This is a genomic window from Telluria mixta (assembly GCF_029223865.1).
Lineage (GTDB): Bacteria > Pseudomonadota > Gammaproteobacteria > Burkholderiales > Burkholderiaceae_D > Telluria > Telluria mixta.
In genome coordinates this window covers 4,307,559-4,323,592 of record NZ_CP119520.1, presented here as the reverse complement: position 1 = coordinate 4,323,592, position 16,034 = coordinate 4,307,559, and the positions used below count along the sequence as shown (strand labels likewise).

The window sequence follows — 16,034 nt, the reverse complement described above, 5'->3', positions numbered from 1 at the left end:
CATCATGAACTACAAGACACTGCTCGTACACGTCGACACGACCCCGGCCGCGCCAGCCCGCATCCGGCTGGCGCTCGGCCTTGCCCGCGCCGCCGGTGCCCACGTGGTGGGAGCCGCCGTCACTGGCGTGTCGCACTTCGTCACATCCGGCATGCTCGCGGCGGGCGACAGCCGGCTGGCCGGGCATTGCGCGGCGCTGCGCCGCGACGCGGAGGACGCGGTGCGGCGTTTCGAAGACGCGGTCCGTGCCGACGGGCCGGCGTCGTTCGAGAGCCGCGTCGTCGACGACGACGTCGACGGCGGCCTGGCCGTGCAGGCCCGCTATGCCGACCTGGTCCTGGTGGGCCGGACCGATCCCGCGGCGCCCGCGCCGGACGGGCGGTCCGACCTGCCCGACTACCTGCTGTTCGCGGGCGGGCGCCCCGTCCTGATCGTGCCGCATGCCCCTGGCCCATGGCGTGCGGACGGCGAAGCGCTGGTTGCGTGGGACGGCAGCGTTCCGGCAACCCGCGCCGTGGCGGCCGCCCTGCCGCTGTTGCGTGCGGCGCGCGGCACGACCGTCGTCGGCTTCGGCGACGATGCCGACGACACGGCCGGCGGCGACCCGTGCGCGCGGCTGGCCGCATGGCTCGGCCGGCACGGCGTCGCCGCGCGCGCCAGCCACCGCGCGGCGACGGACGACGTCGGGGACACGCTGTTGTCGGCCGCGGCGGACATGGACGCGGGCCTGCTCGTGATGGGCGCCTACGGCCACGGCAGGCTGCGCGAACGTTGCCTGGGCGGCGCGAGCCGCACGGTACTGGCCGGCGCCCCGATCCCCGTGCTCATGGCGCACTGACGTCACGGTACCTCGATGATGACTTTCATCGCGTGGGTATCCGCCGCGCGTCCGAACGTGTCGTAGGCCTGGTCCATCTCCTCGAAGCGGAAACGGTGGGTGATGAGCGTGGCCGCTTCGAGCTTGCGCGCCATCACCGCCCGCAGCAGCTGGGGCGTCGTCACGGTGTCCACCAGGCGCGTGGTGATCGTGATGTTGTGCGACCAGAGCCGCTCCAGGTGAAGGTCGACCTTGGTGCCATGGACCCCGATGTTGGCGATCGTGCCGCCCGGCGCCACCAGGTCCTCGCACAGCTCGAAACTGGCCGGGATCCCGACCGCCTCGATGACGACGTCCGCCCCCCGTCCGCCCGTCAGCCCCTTCACGAGGGCGGCCGTGTCGGCGTCCGGTGTCGTCACATGGGTCGCGCCGAAGCACTGCGCGATCTCGAGGCGATGGCGGTCCGGATCGATGACGACCAGGAGCGCGGGCGTGAAGAACTGCGCCGTCAGCAGCGCCGCCAGCCCGATCGGCCCGGACCCGACAATGGCGACGCTGCAACCGGGCTGCACCTTGCCATTGAGGACGCCGCATTCGAACCCGGTCGGCAGGATGTCGCTGAGCATGGTCAGTGCGTCCTCGTCGGCGCCGTCCGGTATGTGGTGCAGGCTGAAATCGGCGTGCGGGATCCGCACGTACTCGGCCTGGGTGCCGTCGATCCGGTTCCCGAGTATCCAGCCGCCGTCGAGGCAGTGCGAGTACATCCCCTTGCGGCAATAATCGCACCGGCCGCAGGATGTAATGCAGGAAATCAGCACAGGATCGCCCGGGCTGAAGCCGCGCACGGCCCCGCCGGTTTCGGCGATCGTACCGACGCCCTCGTGGCCGAGGATCGTGCCCGGCCGGCAAGTCGGTACGTCGCCCTTCAGGATATGCAGGTCGGTGCCGCAGATCGTGGTCCGGCGCACGCGCACGATGGCGTCGTCCGGCTGCAGGATGGACGGTTTCGGGCGCGCTTCCAGCCGCCGCGCGCCGGGTCCGTTGTAGACGAGGGCTCGCATGATGGCACGTCCTCAGTGGATCGCGGGCCGGTGCATGGCGCCATCCGGCTTTTTGGGCAAAGCCGGCCTGCGGACGTCGCGCCCGAACGGTTTCGGATGATAAGACATCATGACTCTCCTTGTATTGAATGCAGCGTTCGCTATACCTCGGCGCCTTCACGCGCGCCGTCCGCCATGGTCTCCAGGCGACGCATGTCGAGAATCTCGAGTTCGCGACGCTCCAGCCGGATCAGCCCCTGTTCGCGAAAGCGGGCCAGGAGGCGGCTGACGGTTTCCAGCTTGAGGCCCAGGTAGCGCGCCATGTCGTCGCGCGACATGCGCAGTTGAAAACGGCGCGGCGAAAAGCCGCGCATGGCGTAGCGGGCGGACAGGTTCAGCAGCAGGCTGGCCATGCGCTCGTCCGCCCGGAGGATGCCCAGGAAACGGATCGCGGACTGGTCGCGCAGGATCTCCTGGCTCATCACGCGATGGAAGTGCGCCATCACCGGCGGGAGCTCGGCCATCAAGGCTTGCAGGCGCGCATAGGGAACCTCGCACACCTCGCTGTCTTCCAGCGCGATGGCGGTGCTCGCATGCTCGCCGTTGCCGATCGCATCCATGCCCATCAGGTCGCCGGCCATCTGGAATGCGGTGATGTAGCGTTCGCCCCGGTGATCGGTACGGCACGTCATGAAGTGGCCGAAGCGCAGCGCGTACAAGTTGATGAACGGCTGGCCGGCACGGAACAGGACATCGCCGCGCGCCAGCCTGCGGCGGCATCCGATCACGCTTTCCAGCCGGGCCAGGTCGCGTTCGCCCAGTCCCGGGGGCAGGCACAATGTGCGGTAGGCGCAGCGTCCGCACCTGGCGCCTGGCGCTTCAGTGGCGCTTTGCCTCCCCGCCGGGACGATCTCGTAGGTCTGCGTGGTCATCGCCCTCTCCTTGCCTGTCGTTGCCATCGATGCAAGCAGTATCGGACGGCGCCGCGACGGCCGGCAGCGCGCATGCCGTCAAGTTCCGGTCAAGTACGCCCGACGCGCGATGTAGGGGTTCCCCTATGCCGGACCGCGGCGCCCGTCAGATCAGGCCATGCTCCAGCGCGTACCGGGTCAGCTCGGCGTTGCTGGACATGCCCATCTTGTCGAGGATGCGGGACCGATAGGTGGTAACCGTGTTCGGACTGAGATGCAGGCGTTCGCCGATCTGCACCAGGGGTTCGCCACGCGCGATCAGCTTGAACACTTCCAGTTCCCGGTTTGACAGAGCGTCGTGCCCCGCGCAGGTATCGTCGCCGCTGACGAGCGCGGCCAGTTTCTCGACCAGGGCGGGGCTGACGTACTTGCGGCCCGCGGCTGCACGCCGGACGGCATCGACGAGCACCGGCGTCGGCACGTCCTTGGTCAGATAACCCGCCGCACCCTGCTTCAGCGCGCGCACGGCATAGATCTCTTCCGCGTACGTGCTCAGGATCAGCACCGCCATGTCCGGACGCAGGCCGCGCAGCTGGCGCAGCAGGTCGAGACCGCTCGTGCCCGGCATGGCGATATCGAGCAGCGCCACGTCGAATGCGGCGTCACGGACAAGGTCGAGCGCCTGCTGCGCATCGGCGGCTTCGCCCGCCACCTCGATGTCCCCCGCCGTGCCGAGCATCAGGCGTACGCCGTTGCGGGCGATGGCATGATCGTCGACGAGGAGGACGCGGACGGGTTCAGGCCGCATGGCGCGCCTCGACCGGCACCTGGAGTGCGACGACGGTGCCGCCGCCGGCGCGCCGCGCGACCGTCAGCTCGCCGCCCAGGCTGCGCGCGCGCTCCCGCATGCCCAGGATGCCCCAGTGATCGTCCGGCTCCGGCCCGGCCGGCCCCGGCATGCCGCAGCCGTCGTCCTCGATCGCGACCTCGAGCTGCCCGTCGGCCAAACGCACGCGCAGCCAGGCTTCACGGGCCTGGGCGTGCCGCTGGATGTTCGTCATGGCCTCCTGCACGATCCGGAACAGCATGATGCCGCGGTCCGGATCGATGTCCAGGGCCGCGGCGCCGGGATCGATGTCGCAACAGCAGGCAAGGCTGGAGCGCCTGGCCACCTGCGCCGCGTACCATTCGAGCGCGGTCCAGATGCCGAGCTGGTCCAGCACGCTCGGTCGCAGGTCGGCAATCACCCGTCGCACCGTATCGATCGCGTCCTGCGCCAGACCGGCCGTTTCCTCCAGCAACGGATCCGGGGCGTGCCCCGCCAGCGCCGCACGTTCTCCTATCACCGAGACGTACGCCATGATCCCGGTTAGCAGCCCGCCCAGCTCGTCGTGCACTTCGCGGGCGATCCGGCGGCGCTCGTCCTCCCTGATCTTTTCCTGGTAGGCGGCGAGGTGGCGCAGCTCGTCGCGGGCCTGCGTCAGCTTCAGTTCGGCGGCCTTGCTCGCCGTGATGTCGATCAGCGTCCCCTGCATGAACAACGGCCGGCCCGACTCGTCGTGCACGACGTCGGCCTGGTCGCGGAACCACAGTACTTCGCCCGTGCGTGCGCGCAGCCGGTATTCGAGGCGCAGCGGCAGTCCGCCCTCCCGGCAGCGCAGCACGTCGGCGAACACCTTGTCCTTCTCGTCCGGCAGCATCCGGTCGGCATACAGGCCGGGATCGCCCAGCCATTCTTCCGGCGTGTACCCGAGGACGCCGATCTGCGGACTGACGTAGTGCAGCTGGTCGGCCCGTCCAGGGGCCACGACGTAGGTGATCGCCTGGATCTGCTCGACGAGGGTACGGAACCTCGCTTCGGCCTGGCGTTTCTCTTTCAGCAAGCGCTGCTCGCGCTGCAGGCGTTCGATCGCCGCCGGCACCAGCTCGAGGTAGCGCCCCTCGGCATCCTTGACGAGGAAGTCGCGGGCGCCGCGACGCATCGCTTCCATGGCGACGGCCGCGCTGTCGGCGCCGGTCAGCATCAGGACCGGGATCGCCCGCACCGCGGCGTCCGGATCGGCGCCGAGGCGCGCGAGGAAGTCGAGCCCGGTCAGGTCCGGCAGCCGGTAGTCGAGCAGGATGCAGTCCGGGCGGCACTCGCGCGCGAGTATCAATCCGCGCTCGGCCTCGTCCGCCTCGATGAGCCGGAACCGGCCGGCAGAGGCGTCGTCCAGCCGCCGGCGGCAGGCCATGCGGTCGACGACATCGTCCTCGACGATCAGAACAAGGATGGTGTTCATGTCAGGGCTGCTCGCTGGTGGTCCAGTACGCGTCGATGGAACGCATGGCCTCGACGAAGCGCCGGTAATCCAGCGACTTGGCCATGTACCCGGCAATGCCGAGGTCGAAGCTCCTTACCTTGTCTTCCATTTCCTCCGACGTGGTCAGCACCACCATCGGGATCCGGCGCAGTTGCTCGTCGCGTTTGACCTGCTCCAGGAATTCGATGCCGTTCATGACCGGCATGTTCAGGTCCAGCAACACGAGGCACGGCGGATCGGCAGCATCGCGCAGCCAGGCCAGTCCCTGCTCGCCGTTCTCGCACACGACGAGTGGATTGTCGACATGGATCTCCTTCAGGGCGCGCCGGGTGGTCAGAACGTCGACATGGTCGTCCTCGAGCAGCAGGATCGGTTGCGCGGGCGTTTTCACGGGCTATCCTGGCGGGCATCCCGGTACGCCTTCGGGATACTGAAGTAAAAGGTGCTGCCTTCGCCAGGCACCGAGTCGAGCCATACCTGCCCGCCCAGCAGATCGATGATCTTGCGCACCAGGGCCAGCCCGACACCGGTGCTTTCGACGCGGTCGCGCGGCGCCAGTGTCTGGAACAGCTGGAAGATACGCTCGTAGTGGCGCCGTTCGATGCCGGGGCCGTTGTCGGCCACGGCGAAGCACCAGCGCTCGCCCTCGTCGGCGCAGCTCACGTCGATCCGTCCGGCGGGCTTGTCCATGTACTTGATCGCGTTCGAGATGAGATTGTGGAAGACCTGCCGGATCCGGGTCGGCTCGGTCCAGAGCACTGGCAAACCGGGCGCGACCGTCACCACGATCGACGGGGGCGGCACAAGCAGGTCGACGACCTCCGCCACCGCGGCGTTCAGGTCGACCATGCACAGCGTGCCACCCCCACGCCCCAGCCGGGAATACTGGAGGATGCCGTCGATCAGGTTCCCCATCCGGTGCACGCGGCTGATCAGGAGGCGCATGTGCTCGCGGCCTTCGTCGTCGAGGCGGTCGCCATGGTCGGTCGCGATCCAGTCCGCCAGGGCGCCGATCGCGCGCAGTGGCGCCTTCAGGTCGTGCGACACCACATAGGCGAAATTGCTCAATTCCTCGTTCGCGGCGCGCAGGCCCTGCAACAGGACGGCGGCTTGCCGCTCGCTTTCCTTGCGCGCCGTGATGTCGCGCACCAGCCCGGTGAACATGCGCGCGTCGCCGATCCGCATTTCCGTCACCGCCAGTTCCATCGCGAACACCGTGCCGTCTTTGCGCAAGCCATGCACCTCGCGGCCGCTGCCGATGATCCGCCGTTCGCCGGTACGAAGATAGTGGCGCAGGTAGCCGTCGTGGCGGTCGCGGTCCGGCGACGGCATCAGGACGGACACGTTGCGCCCGGCCAGTTCCGCTTCCGCATAGCCGAACATGCGTTCGGCCGCCGGATTGACGCGCTCGATCAGGCCCCGCTCGTCGATCGTGATGATACCGTCCGCCGCGGTCTCGAACACCGCGCGCATGCGTGCCTCGCTGTCGCGCAACGCCTGTTCCGCATCGGCCCGGGCGCGCACGTCGTGGACGGTGGCCAGCGTCAGCACCGTACCGTCCGCATCGAGCGGCGCCAGGCTTACCTCCACGGGAAACGTCCTGCCGGCGCAATCGACCGCCATGAAGCGCCCGCTGCCCATGGCGCGTGCACTGTCGCCATGGCGGCGCAGCACCGCGTGCCGGCCGCGCGCTTCCGGCGGCACCAGGATCTCGACCGGTTCCCCGATCAGGTCCTCGAGCGCCCAGCCGAACAGCGCGGCCAGCGGCCGGTTGGCCCGGACAATGATGCCGGCGCGATCGCATACCAGCATCGGGTCGCGGGCAGCGGACAACAGCCAGTCCAGGCGGGTATGGATGCATTCCGGATTCATGGTTTACCGTCAATACAGAGCTCGACCATGATAAGGCGTTTTTTTGCAGCTATCAAAGCATTGCGGATTGTTCAGGTGCTTCGCAGAAAAATTCTCTACTTTTTGATCTCCATCAAGTGCGTACCTGACAGCGACATCGGTGGGCGATACAGTGAATGCGGGTGTCTTCACCCGCCATTGCCCATGTCCCGGAAAGGAACACGCCATGTACAAGACCATCGTAGTTCACATCGACGGCAGCCGCCAGCAGGACAGCAGGTTGCGCGCGGCCGCGCGTCTGGCCGCGGACCACGACGCCCACCTCGTCGGCGCCGGCATGACGGGCATGTCCTGGGTCGACTTCGCGCTGTTGACCGGATCGATGGGGGCGCCGGTCATGCCCGGCACCGATTTCCAGGGCATGCGCGATGCGGTCAGCGTCCGGCTCGAGAAGTTCGTGGAAGATGCCCGTCGCCTCGGCATCGCGTCGCTCGAGTCGCGCCTCGTGGAAGACGACCCCCGCTATGCCCTGCTGATGCAGTCGCGCTACGCCGACCTGACGGTGCTGAGCCAGGATGACGAACCCGATCCCGACCTGCCCGTGCGCGTGCGCGGCTTGCCCGAGCACGTCGCACTGCGCGGCGCGCGTCCGGTGCTGGTCGTCCCGGGCACCTACCACGGCGAACCCATCGCCAGCACGGCCGTGGTCGGCTGGGACGGCAGCATGCAGGCCATTCGCGCCATCGAAGGCGCGCTGCCGCTGCTGCAGCGCGCCGAAAGCGTCAAGCTGGCCCTGATCAACCCCGACGAACTGTCCGAGCTGCATGGCGAAGAGCCCGGGGCGGACATGGCGCTGTACCTGGCGCGCCAGGGCGTGCAGGTCGACGTCATCGTCGAGCGCACCCGATCCACCACGGGCGACGCCCTGATGGCCATGGCGCGCACCTGCGGCGCCGGATTGCTGGCGGTGGGCGCCTACGGCCACAGCCGCTACCGCGAATGGGTCCTGGGCGGGGTGACGCGCGAAGTGCTGGCGCGCTCGCCGGTGCCGCTGCTGCTTGCACACTGAATGGACGTTCGCTCGTCCGCGCCGCGCCGGGTGTTCGAACGGCGCTGCGAGCGCTATTTGCGGCGTCTGCTGCCCGGCTTCGGGTCCGTGTTCGGGATCGGCGTGCTGTGCGACGGCCTGTGGAGCCAGCTGGTCGAATCGGCGCAGAGCCCGGCCAGCCTCGCCGTGCGCGCCGGCCTCGTCGCCATCGCGTCCTTCGGCTACGCGATGCCGCGTTCGGGACCGCAGCCGGTGGCCCGCGCCTCCTTCGTGTACCTCGTCCATGCGGCGGCGCTTGCCACCACGGCGCGGCCGCTGGCGGACGGTCTGCTGCACGCCGTCCCCTCGTTGTTCGTCTGGATGGCTGCCCTCGGCCTCGTGGAGCCCCGTCCCCGTCCTTGCCTGAACATTCTGGCGCCGACGGCGCTGCTCTATGCGGCGCTCGGCGCGTTCATGCTTCCGTCTGCGGCGGCACCCGCCATCTGGGCGGCCTGTGTCGCCGCGCCAGCGCTTGCGCTCGCCCTGGGCAGCCGCCTGCTACACCTGCGACATGATCTATGGCTACGCGAGCGGCAGCTGTTGCGCGCGTGCCGCTACGACAGCCTCAGCGGGGCGCTGTCGCGCCAGTACCTGATGGAACTCGCACAGCACGACCTGTCGCTGGCACACCGGCACGGTCGCCCGCTCAGTGTCGCGATGCTCGACATCGACCACTTCAAGGCGGTCAACGATACCTATGGCCACGCGGTAGGCGATGCCGTGATCCGCGCGTTGACCGCGACGTGCGTGAAGACCCTGCGTGCCACCGATTACGTCGGCCGCATCGGCGGCGAGGAATTCGTCTGTGTGTTGCCCGAAGCCGGCGCGGACGAGGCATGGGCCTGCGCCGAACGCCTGCGCGACGCCTTCGCCGGCCAGGTCATTCCCGGAGCGCCGCGCGAACTGCGCTGCTCGGTCAGCATCGGCCTCGCCGTTCATCGCGACACACAGGATTGGGAGTCCCTGCTGCGGGAAGCGGACGGCGCGATGTACCGCGCCAAGGCAGCCGGCCGCAACCGCGTCGCCATGGCCGGACCAGCGCTGGCAGTGGCAGGCTGAGCGCGCGGCGCGGCTAACGACGCATTGCCGCGCCGAACCTGGCGAGCGCCACGACGAACAGGACGGCGCCGATCAACAGCAATGCCAGCATCCGCGGCCAAACCACATCGAGGCCCGCGCCACGGAACAGGATGGCCTGGCTTAACTCAACGTAGTGAGTAGTCGGCGCGGCGAGCATCGCGTCGCGCAGCAGCCACGGAATGCTCTCGCGCGGTGTATTGGCGCCCGACAGCATCTGCAGCGGCAACAGGACCAGGACGACCAGGATCCCGAACTGGGGCATGCCGCGCGCGAGCGTCGCCAGCAGGATGCCCAGCGAGGTCACGGCGAACAGATGTACCATCGTGCCGGCCATGAACAGCACGATGGATCCGCCGAGCTGCACGCCCAGCAGGCCGCGCACGATGCCCGACAACGCGACCAGCGTCGCGGCCAGTACGATGCTCCCCATCGACCACAGCTTGGCGAGCATGATCTCCAGCGGGCCGACCGGCATCACCAGCAGGTGCTCGACAGTGCCGTGCTCGCGCTCGCGGATCAGCGCCGCGCCGGTCAGGATCACCGACAGCATCGTCACGTTGTTGACGAGTTCCGCGACGCCGCCGAACCACGACGGCGCCAGCGCCGGATTGAACCGGGCCCGTACCGACAGATCGACCTGCGCAGCCGACGCCCCGCTGCCCGGATGGAGGAATTTTTCGATTTCCCCGAGAGCGATCTGCTGGACGTAGGTGCTCCCGGTAAAAGCCTGGCTCATGCGGGTCGCGTCCACGTTCAGCTGCAGCGGCGCGATCCGCCCGGCCAGGATGCGGCGCTGGAAGCCGGCGGGAATCACCAGGACGAACGTGGCCCGCCCGCGGTCCAGCCGGGCGTCGGCCTGTTCCAGCGTGATCGGCTCGGGCAACATGAACTGCGGCGGCACGAAGGCGGCGCGCAGGCGCTGGGATAGCTGCGATTCGTCCTCGTCGACGACCGCCAGCGCGGCGCGCGTGAGCGTGTCCGGCTGGGCCGTCGCGGCGATGTAGACGGCTGCCGTGAAGGTGTACAGGATCAGCACCAGCATCACCGGGTCGCGCCAAAGGCTCCACCATTCCTTGATGCCCAGGTGCCAGACCTTGCGCAGCGAGATGGCGGCCATGCTAGCGCTCCTGCTTCGGCAGCGCAACGATCGCGAGGCCGAGGATGACGGGCACTGCCGCCACGAGCGCGAGGAAGTCCGGCGCCAGTTCGGCAAAGCCGAGCGCCTTGCCGAACACGCCGCGGCTGATGGTGAGCATGTGCGAGGCCGGATAGGCTTCCCCTATCACTCGCCCGACGCCTTCCAGCGCGACCACGGGATCGATGAGCCCTGCGAACTGGATGGCCGGCACGATGGTGCCGATCATCGTGAAGAGCAGCGCCGCGATCTGGCTGCGCGTGAAGCTCGACGCCAGCAACCCGATGCCGGTCGAGCAGACGCAGTACAGCAAGGCGGCCACCGCCAGCGCCGGCGCGCTGCCCTTGAGCGGCACCTGGAAGACCGTCACCGCCATCACGCACATCAGCATGAAGTTCGCCATCGCCAGCACGACGTACGGCGCCTGCTTCCCGAGCAGGAATTCGCTGCGCCGGACCGGCGTCACGTACAGGTTGACGATCGACCCCATTTCCTTTTCGCGCACGACGGCCAGCGCCGCCTGCATCGCCGGCAGCATCAGCATGAGCAACGCCATAATGCCCGGCACCATCGCCGGCAGGCTGCGGACGTCGGGGTTGTAGCGGAACCTCGTCTCGATGGTCGCGGCAGCGATGCCGGACGCCATGGCGCGGCTGCGCAGCCATTCCGCGTGCATCCCCTGCAGATACGCCTGCACGGTTTCCGCCCGCACCGGCATCGCGCCGTCGATCCAGGCGCCGATCTGCGCCGGCCTTCCGCGCGCAGCGGCACGAGCGAAGCCGGGTGGAATCTCGATAGCCAGCGCCAGTTCGCCCGAACGCATCCTGGCATCCATGTCCGCGTAATCCGCCAGCGCAGAACGCTCGACGAAATAGCGCGAGCCGGCCAGGTTCAGGGCATAGTCGCGGCTGAGGGCCGTATGGTCGCGGTCGAGCACCGCGAAGCGCAGGTCCTCGACGTCCATGTTAAGACCGTAGCCGATCACGACCATCAGCAGCAGGGAGCCGCACAACGCGAGAACGGAACGCGCGGGGTCGCGGCGCAGTTCCAGCGCTTCGCGCCAGGCATAGCCCGCCGCGCGCCGCAGCCAGCCGCCGTGCGCCGCCGCGCCCGCCGCGGGCAACGGCGGCAGCGGACGGTCATCGCCCGGCGCCGCCGCGCGCAACCAGCCGATGAACGCGTCTTCCAGCGTGGCGGCGCCGCGCGCGGCGCGCAACCCGGCCGGGGTACCGGTGGCCAGCACGCGGCCGGCATGCATCAGCGCCACGCGGTCGCAGCGCTCGGCCTCGTTCATGAAATGCGTCGAGATGAAGATCGTCACGCCGTCGTCTCGTGCCAGCGCAATCAGCGCCTCCCAGAACCGGTCGCGCGCGATCGGATCGACGCCCGACGTAGGTTCGTCCAGAATGAGGAGCTCCGGCTGGTGCACCATGGCGACCGCCAGCGACAGGCGCTGGCGGGCCCCCGGCGGAAGATTGTCCGGCAAGGCGTCGAGCATCGCCTCCAGGCCGAAGTGCGCCGCCAGGTCGGCACAGCGCGCGTCGATCGTTGACTCGGCCAGGTCGAACAGCCGCGCGTGCAGGGCCAGGTTCTGGCGCACGGTCAATTCCTGGTAGAGCGAGAACCCCTGCGACATGTACCCGACCTGGCGCCGTGCCTGCGCGCCTCCTTCGCCCGCCGCCCGACCGAACACCGTCGCCGTGCCGCCGCTCGGCGGCAGGAGCCCGGTCAGCATCTTCATCGTGGTCGTTTTACCGCAGCCGTTGGAGCCGATGAAGCCGAAGATCTCGCCGCGCGCGATGCGAAAGCTCACATCCTGCACCGCATCGAAATCGCCGAAACGGCGCGAGAGGCCGTTGGCCTGGATGACCGTATCGTCGTCGGCGACCGGATCGCGCGGCTGTGTGCTCAGCGGACGATAGCCGGCGCGCCGCTCCGCCGGCAGCATTGCGACGAACGCCTCCTCGTAGCTGGCGCTGCCGCTCTGCGCCAGCAGCGCCGCCGGCGTGCCGCTGGCCAGCACGCGGCCGCCGTCGAGCGCCACCAGCCAGTCGAACCGCCGGGCCTCGTCCATGTACGCCGTCGCGACGACGACGCTCATGCCGGGCCGCGCATCACGTATCGCGGCAATCAGCGCCCAGAACTGGCTGCGCGCCAATGGATCGACACCTGTAGTGGGCTCGTCCAGGATCAGCAAGTCGGGATCGTGCACTAGGGCGCAGCACAGCCCGAGCTTCTGCTTCATGCCGCCCGACAGCTGGACGACGGGCCGGTCGATGAACGGCAGCAGGCCCGTGCTGGCGGCGAGCATGGCGATGCGCGCGCGCCGCTCGCCGGGCCCGAGCCCGAACAGGCGCGCGAAGAACTGCAGGTTTTCCCCGACCGTCAGGCTCGGGTACAGGTTGCGCCCCAACCCCTGCGGCATGTAGGCGATGCGCGGACAGACTTCGGCCCGGAACCGGGCGGCGGACATGTCGCCGCCCAGCACCTCCACCTTGCCCTCGGCCGCCCGGCGCGCGCCGGCGATGACCGCTAGCAGGCTCGACTTGCCCACGCCGTCGGGTCCGATCAGCGCCGTCATCCGGCCGGCTGGCAAGGAGAGCCTTACGCGATCGAGGGCGTGCACGGCGCCGTAGCGCACCGACACGCCGTCCAGGCACGCGACCGGCGCGGCGTCGGCGTCCCTCACGGCGCCTCCCGCAGGGCCAATGCCGCGGGCCATGGCCGGGCGGGGTCGACGCGGATCCAGGCCACGCCCGGCACCCCGGCCTTGACCTGCTCGGGATAGCGCGCGAGCAGGCGCCGGTCGACCTGCGCCTTCACCCGGAACATCAGCTTCTGCCGTTCGCTGGCGGTCTCGACGGATTTCGGCGTGAACTGGGCGCTGCTGGCCACGTAGCTGACGGCGGCCGGCACCACGAAGCCCGGTGCCGTGTCGAGCACCAGCCGCACTTCCGTTCCCAGCGCGATGCGTCCCGCGGCAGCCTCTGGCACGAAAAAGGTCATGTACACATCCTGCAGGTCGATCATGTTCAGCACCTTGCCGCCAGCGGCCAGCACCTCGCCCGCTTCGGCGACGCGGTACTGCACGCGGCCCGCGCGCGGCGCCACGAGCACCTCGTCGCGCAGATCCGCGTCGATCGTCGCGGTGGTGGCCGCGGCCGCCTGGACTGCGGAACGGTTTTGCACGACCACGGCTTGCGCGGCCGCGACGGCCGCGCGCGCAGCCTGGACCTGGGCGGCGGCGGCGGCCAAGGTCGCGCGCGCGCCGTCCACGCGGGCCCGGTCGTCGTCGAGTTCCTGCAACGCGGCCGCACCCGCCTGCGCCAGCACGGTCGACCGGGCGAGCCGCCGCCGCGCGGCGTCCAGCTCGCTTTCCCGTTGCACTCCGACCGCCGCGGCTGCCGCCAGGTCGCTGCGCCGCATCGCGAGCTGGGCCTGCGCGCCCGCCACGGCGTCGCGCGCCTGCTGCTCGCGCGCCAGGGCCTCGCTCCGCTGCGCGCGCAGCGTGGCGGCATCCATGCGGGCCAGCACCTGGCCGGCCCGCACCGGATCGCCCTCGGCGACCAGCACATCGGCAAGCCTTCCCGGCAGCTTGCTGGCGATATCGATCTCGACGGCTTCGATCCTGCCGTTCCCGCTGACGAAGCCGGGCCCGGGCCCCTGTGGGCGTGTCGCCCTCCATGCGTACGCGGCGCCGCCGACCAGCACCAGCAGTGCCAGCCCCGCAGCCAGGCGCTTCATGGCCTTGTTGTGCGCCGTCGCCTTGTCGGCGATCGACGCGCGGTGCGTTTCCAGCGTGTCCATGGATGGGTTTTGTTCGGGTCGACTTACCTCACTATAGGAGCGCGATTGCCGCATTGGGTATGACCCAGATCAAATCTAGCGGCATGCCCACAATTCATGGCCCTCGCGTTCATTTTTGACCTAGGTCATACCGAAGTCCCGACGCGCAAGACTACGATTGAGCCGACATAAACCGCTGAATGAGGGAGCAAGCAGTGAACAAACGATATGCGAACCTCTTGCGCTGGACGAGCGCGGCGCAACCCTGACCGACATGCAGCACATCGAGGAGCACAGCATGGACTACAAGACCATTCTCGTCCACGTCGACGATACGCCGCAGGCGCCGGACCGCGTGACGTTCGCCGCACGACTTGCCAACGACCAGGGTGCGCACCTCGTCGGGATGGCGCAGACGGGCATCTCGCGCTTCGTCCGCGAAACGGCCCTGCCCGGGGTCGACCTGGGCGACCTCACGCCGCTGTTCGCGAACCTGCGCGACGCCGCCGGGCAGCGCGCCGCCCGGTTCGACGCCCTGGCGCAACAGGCCGGCGTCGCCTCTTTTTCGCACCGGGTGGACGACGAGGAGCCGGGCCTGGCGCTCGCCCGGCGGGCGTTGTACGCCGACCTCGTGGTCGTCGGGCGCACCGCGTACGACGCGCCCGGCATTGCCGGCATCGCGGGCATTCCCGAATATGTCGCGCTGAACTCGCCCAGCCCCGTTCTCGTACTGCCCCACCCGCTGCCTTGTCCACACGTGCCCGAGCGCGTCATGGTGGCCTGGAACGCCAGCCCGGAAGCGGCGCGCGCCTGCCGCCTCGCGCTGCCGCTGCTCGTGCGCGCGAAACAGGTCGAGCTCGCCGTGTTCGACGAGGAAAGCTCGAGCGTACGCTCGCCGGAAGACGCGGCGGACATGGCGCAATTCCTGTCCCGGCACGGCGTCACGGTCGAGATCTGCCGCCATCATCCGCGCGGCGCCGTCGGGAACGCCCTGCTGGTCCGGGCCGAAGACCTCAAGATCGACCTGCTCGTCATGGGTTGCTACGGACACTCGCGCTATCGCGAGATCCTGCTCGGCGGTGTAAGCCGAACCGTCCTGCGCCGCCTGTCGATCCCCGTGCTCCTTGCTCACTGAACGACACCATGTTCAAGACCATACTCGTCCACGTCGACCAGTCCGTGCACGCGCCCCCGCGCATGCGCTATGCCGCCGCCCTGGCCCACGCGACCGGAGCGGTTCTCGTCGGCGCCGCGATGTTCGGCGTCTCCCGCAACGTCTTTCCGAACGGGTACCGCGAGGTGCCGGGCACGCTGGGCGCCAGCTATTTCCAGCCGCTCGCCGACCAGGCCCGGCATGCGCTCGCTCGCTTCGACGAGATCGCGGACGCGATGCAGGTCCGGCACGAACAGCGTTTCGTATGCGACCAGGCCGACGACGGCCTGGCCCGGTTGGCGCGCTTCGCGGACCTGGTCGTCATCAGCCAGGACGACCCTTCCGAGTCGATGCCCGACCTGACCGTCCACCTGCCGGAATCCCTCATCCTGAATTGCGCACGGCCCGTGATCGTCGTGCCGCGCACCGATCCCGCGCCCTGGCACGACGGCAAAGTGCTCGTCGCCTGGGACGGCGGCAAGGAAGCGTCGTTCGCGTTGAGCGCGGCGCTGCCCCTGCTGCGGCGCGCATCGGAAGTCATCGTGGCGGTCCTCGCCGACGGCGCATCCGCCGACGAGGCGTTCTACGCCGAGCAGGACGACCTGAAGCAGTTCCTCGCGCGCCATCGCGTCGCGCCGCGCACACTGGTCCGTGCGCCGCGGCACGACGCAGGCCACGACCTGCTGGCGCTCGCCGACGAGCACGACTGCCGGCTGCTGGTGATGGGCTGCTTCGGGCATGGCCGGTTCCGCGAGCTGTGCCTGGGCGGCGCGAGCCGTACCGTCCTGGCAGAGGCGCGCCTTCCCGTGTTGTTCGCACACTGACGCCGCAGGGCGGCAGCGCCGCGAGTCCCGCGCCCAGTGTCTCGCGC

At 69.3% G+C, this 16,034-nt stretch carries 14 protein-coding genes; 5 read left to right on the top strand and 9 right to left on the bottom strand.

The genetic code is table 11. The annotated features are described in order from the left end of the window. The first annotated feature begins 4 nt into the window (after positions 1-4). On the top strand, positions 5-838 hold the full coding sequence (locus P0M04_RS19365; protein ID WP_259447482.1) for a universal stress protein: 834 nt from the start codon (positions 5-7) through the stop codon (positions 836-838). Between the two features lie 2 nt (positions 839-840). Here the strand turns inward: P0M04_RS19365 and P0M04_RS19360 are convergent, their stop codons facing one another. The 6 genes from P0M04_RS19360 to P0M04_RS19335 form a co-directional block, all read right to left on the bottom strand. Next, positions 841-1,878 (bottom strand): zinc-dependent alcohol dehydrogenase family protein, encoded by a 1,038-nt coding sequence (locus P0M04_RS19360; protein ID WP_259447483.1) that lies wholly within the window; start codon positions 1,876-1,878, stop codon positions 841-843. Between the two features lie 140 nt (positions 1,879-2,018). After that, the gene (locus P0M04_RS19355) at positions 2,019-2,789 is read right to left on the bottom strand and encodes a helix-turn-helix domain-containing protein (protein ID WP_259447484.1); all 771 of its coding nucleotides are present in this window, start codon (positions 2,787-2,789) and stop codon (positions 2,019-2,021) included. 145 nt (positions 2,790-2,934) lie between these two features. Next, entirely contained in the window at positions 2,935-3,576 is a 642-nt protein-coding gene (locus tag P0M04_RS19350; protein WP_259447485.1) for a response regulator, read from the bottom strand. After that, positions 3,566-5,050, bottom strand: coding sequence for a hybrid sensor histidine kinase/response regulator (locus P0M04_RS19345; protein WP_259447486.1), 1,485 nt, complete (start codon positions 5,048-5,050; stop codon positions 3,566-3,568). The genes P0M04_RS19350 and P0M04_RS19345 overlap by 11 nt, the downstream gene beginning before the upstream one ends. Before the next feature lies 1 nt (position 5,051). Next, positions 5,052-5,462 (bottom strand): response regulator, encoded by a 411-nt coding sequence (locus tag P0M04_RS19340; protein WP_259447487.1) that lies wholly within the window; start codon positions 5,460-5,462, stop codon positions 5,052-5,054. Beyond that, on the bottom strand, positions 5,459-6,943 hold the full coding sequence (locus P0M04_RS19335) for a sensor histidine kinase (RefSeq protein WP_259447488.1): 1,485 nt from the start codon (positions 6,941-6,943) through the stop codon (positions 5,459-5,461). Before P0M04_RS19335 ends, P0M04_RS19340 begins: the two co-directional genes overlap by 4 nt. A gap of 205 nt (positions 6,944-7,148) precedes the next feature. Here P0M04_RS19335 and P0M04_RS19330 point away from each other — a divergent pair, with 205 nt between their 5' ends. Both P0M04_RS19330 and P0M04_RS19325 read left to right on the top strand, forming a co-directional pair. Further along, positions 7,149-7,991, top strand: coding sequence for a universal stress protein (locus tag P0M04_RS19330; protein ID WP_259447489.1), 843 nt, complete (start codon positions 7,149-7,151; stop codon positions 7,989-7,991). After that, the gene (locus P0M04_RS19325) at positions 7,992-9,068 is read left to right on the top strand and encodes a GGDEF domain-containing protein (RefSeq protein WP_259447490.1); all 1,077 of its coding nucleotides are present in this window, start codon (positions 7,992-7,994) and stop codon (positions 9,066-9,068) included. 13 nt (positions 9,069-9,081) lie between these two features. Here P0M04_RS19325 and P0M04_RS19320 read toward each other — a convergent pair whose 3' ends face one another. The 3 genes from P0M04_RS19320 to P0M04_RS19310 are packed head-to-tail and all read right to left on the bottom strand — an operon-like array spanning position 9,082 to position 13,968. Next, on the bottom strand, positions 9,082-10,206 hold the full coding sequence (locus P0M04_RS19320) for an ABC transporter permease (RefSeq protein WP_259447491.1): 1,125 nt from the start codon (positions 10,204-10,206) through the stop codon (positions 9,082-9,084). Position 10,207: 1 nt separating this feature from the next. Further along, positions 10,208-12,946: a ribosome-associated ATPase/putative transporter RbbA gene (gene rbbA, locus P0M04_RS19315; RefSeq protein WP_371877214.1), complete on the bottom strand. Its 2,739-nt coding sequence runs from the start codon at positions 12,944-12,946 to the stop codon at positions 10,208-10,210. After that, positions 12,910-13,968, bottom strand: coding sequence for an HlyD family secretion protein (locus tag P0M04_RS19310; RefSeq protein WP_259447874.1), 1,059 nt, complete (start codon positions 13,966-13,968; stop codon positions 12,910-12,912). The genes rbbA and P0M04_RS19310 overlap by 37 nt, the downstream gene beginning before the upstream one ends. Before the next feature lie 340 nt (positions 13,969-14,308). Between P0M04_RS19310 and P0M04_RS19305 the strand changes: the two genes are divergently transcribed. Then, positions 14,309-15,145 carry a universal stress protein gene (locus tag P0M04_RS19305; protein WP_259447493.1) on the top strand — a complete coding sequence of 279 codons (837 nt, stop codon included), beginning with the start codon at positions 14,309-14,311 and terminating at the stop codon, positions 15,143-15,145. Positions 15,146-15,153: 8 nt separating this feature from the next. Further along, a complete protein-coding gene (locus P0M04_RS19300) occupies positions 15,154-15,987 on the top strand; it encodes a universal stress protein (RefSeq protein ID WP_259447494.1) in 834 nt (277 codons plus the stop codon). Positions 15,988-16,034: the final 47 nt, after the last annotated feature.

What these genes read in the sequence shown, in the direction of transcription:
- P0M04_RS19365 (WP_259447482.1), top strand. Translation starts at nt 5, where the DNA reads ATGAACTACAAGACACTGCTCGTACACGTCGACACGACCCCGGCCGCG.
- P0M04_RS19350 (WP_259447485.1), bottom strand. Translation starts at nt 3,576, where the DNA reads ATGCGGCCTGAACCCGTCCGCGTCCTCCTCGTCGACGATCATGCCATC.
- P0M04_RS19320 (WP_259447491.1), bottom strand. Translation starts at nt 10,206, where the DNA reads ATGGCCGCCATCTCGCTGCGCAAGGTCTGGCACCTGGGCATCAAGGAA.
- P0M04_RS19355 (WP_259447484.1), bottom strand. Translation starts at nt 2,789, where the DNA reads ATGACCACGCAGACCTACGAGATCGTCCCGGCGGGGAGGCAAAGCGCC.
- P0M04_RS19305 (WP_259447493.1), top strand. Translation starts at nt 14,309, where the DNA reads ATGGACTACAAGACCATTCTCGTCCACGTCGACGATACGCCGCAGGCG.
- P0M04_RS19345 (WP_259447486.1), bottom strand. Translation starts at nt 5,050, where the DNA reads ATGAACACCATCCTTGTTCTGATCGTCGAGGACGATGTCGTCGACCGC.
- rbbA (WP_371877214.1), bottom strand. Translation starts at nt 12,946, where the DNA reads ATGGCCCGCGGCATTGGCCCTGCGGGAGGCGCCGTGAGGGACGCCGAC.
- P0M04_RS19300 (WP_259447494.1), top strand. Translation starts at nt 15,154, where the DNA reads ATGTTCAAGACCATACTCGTCCACGTCGACCAGTCCGTGCACGCGCCC.
- P0M04_RS19325 (WP_259447490.1), top strand. Translation starts at nt 7,992, where the DNA reads ATGGACGTTCGCTCGTCCGCGCCGCGCCGGGTGTTCGAACGGCGCTGC.
- P0M04_RS19360 (WP_259447483.1), bottom strand. Translation starts at nt 1,878, where the DNA reads ATGCGAGCCCTCGTCTACAACGGACCCGGCGCGCGGCGGCTGGAAGCG.
- P0M04_RS19335 (WP_259447488.1), bottom strand. Translation starts at nt 6,943, where the DNA reads ATGAATCCGGAATGCATCCATACCCGCCTGGACTGGCTGTTGTCCGCT.
- P0M04_RS19330 (WP_259447489.1), top strand. Translation starts at nt 7,149, where the DNA reads ATGTACAAGACCATCGTAGTTCACATCGACGGCAGCCGCCAGCAGGAC.
- P0M04_RS19310 (WP_259447874.1), bottom strand. Translation starts at nt 13,968, where the DNA reads ATGAAGCGCCTGGCTGCGGGGCTGGCACTGCTGGTGCTGGTCGGCGGC.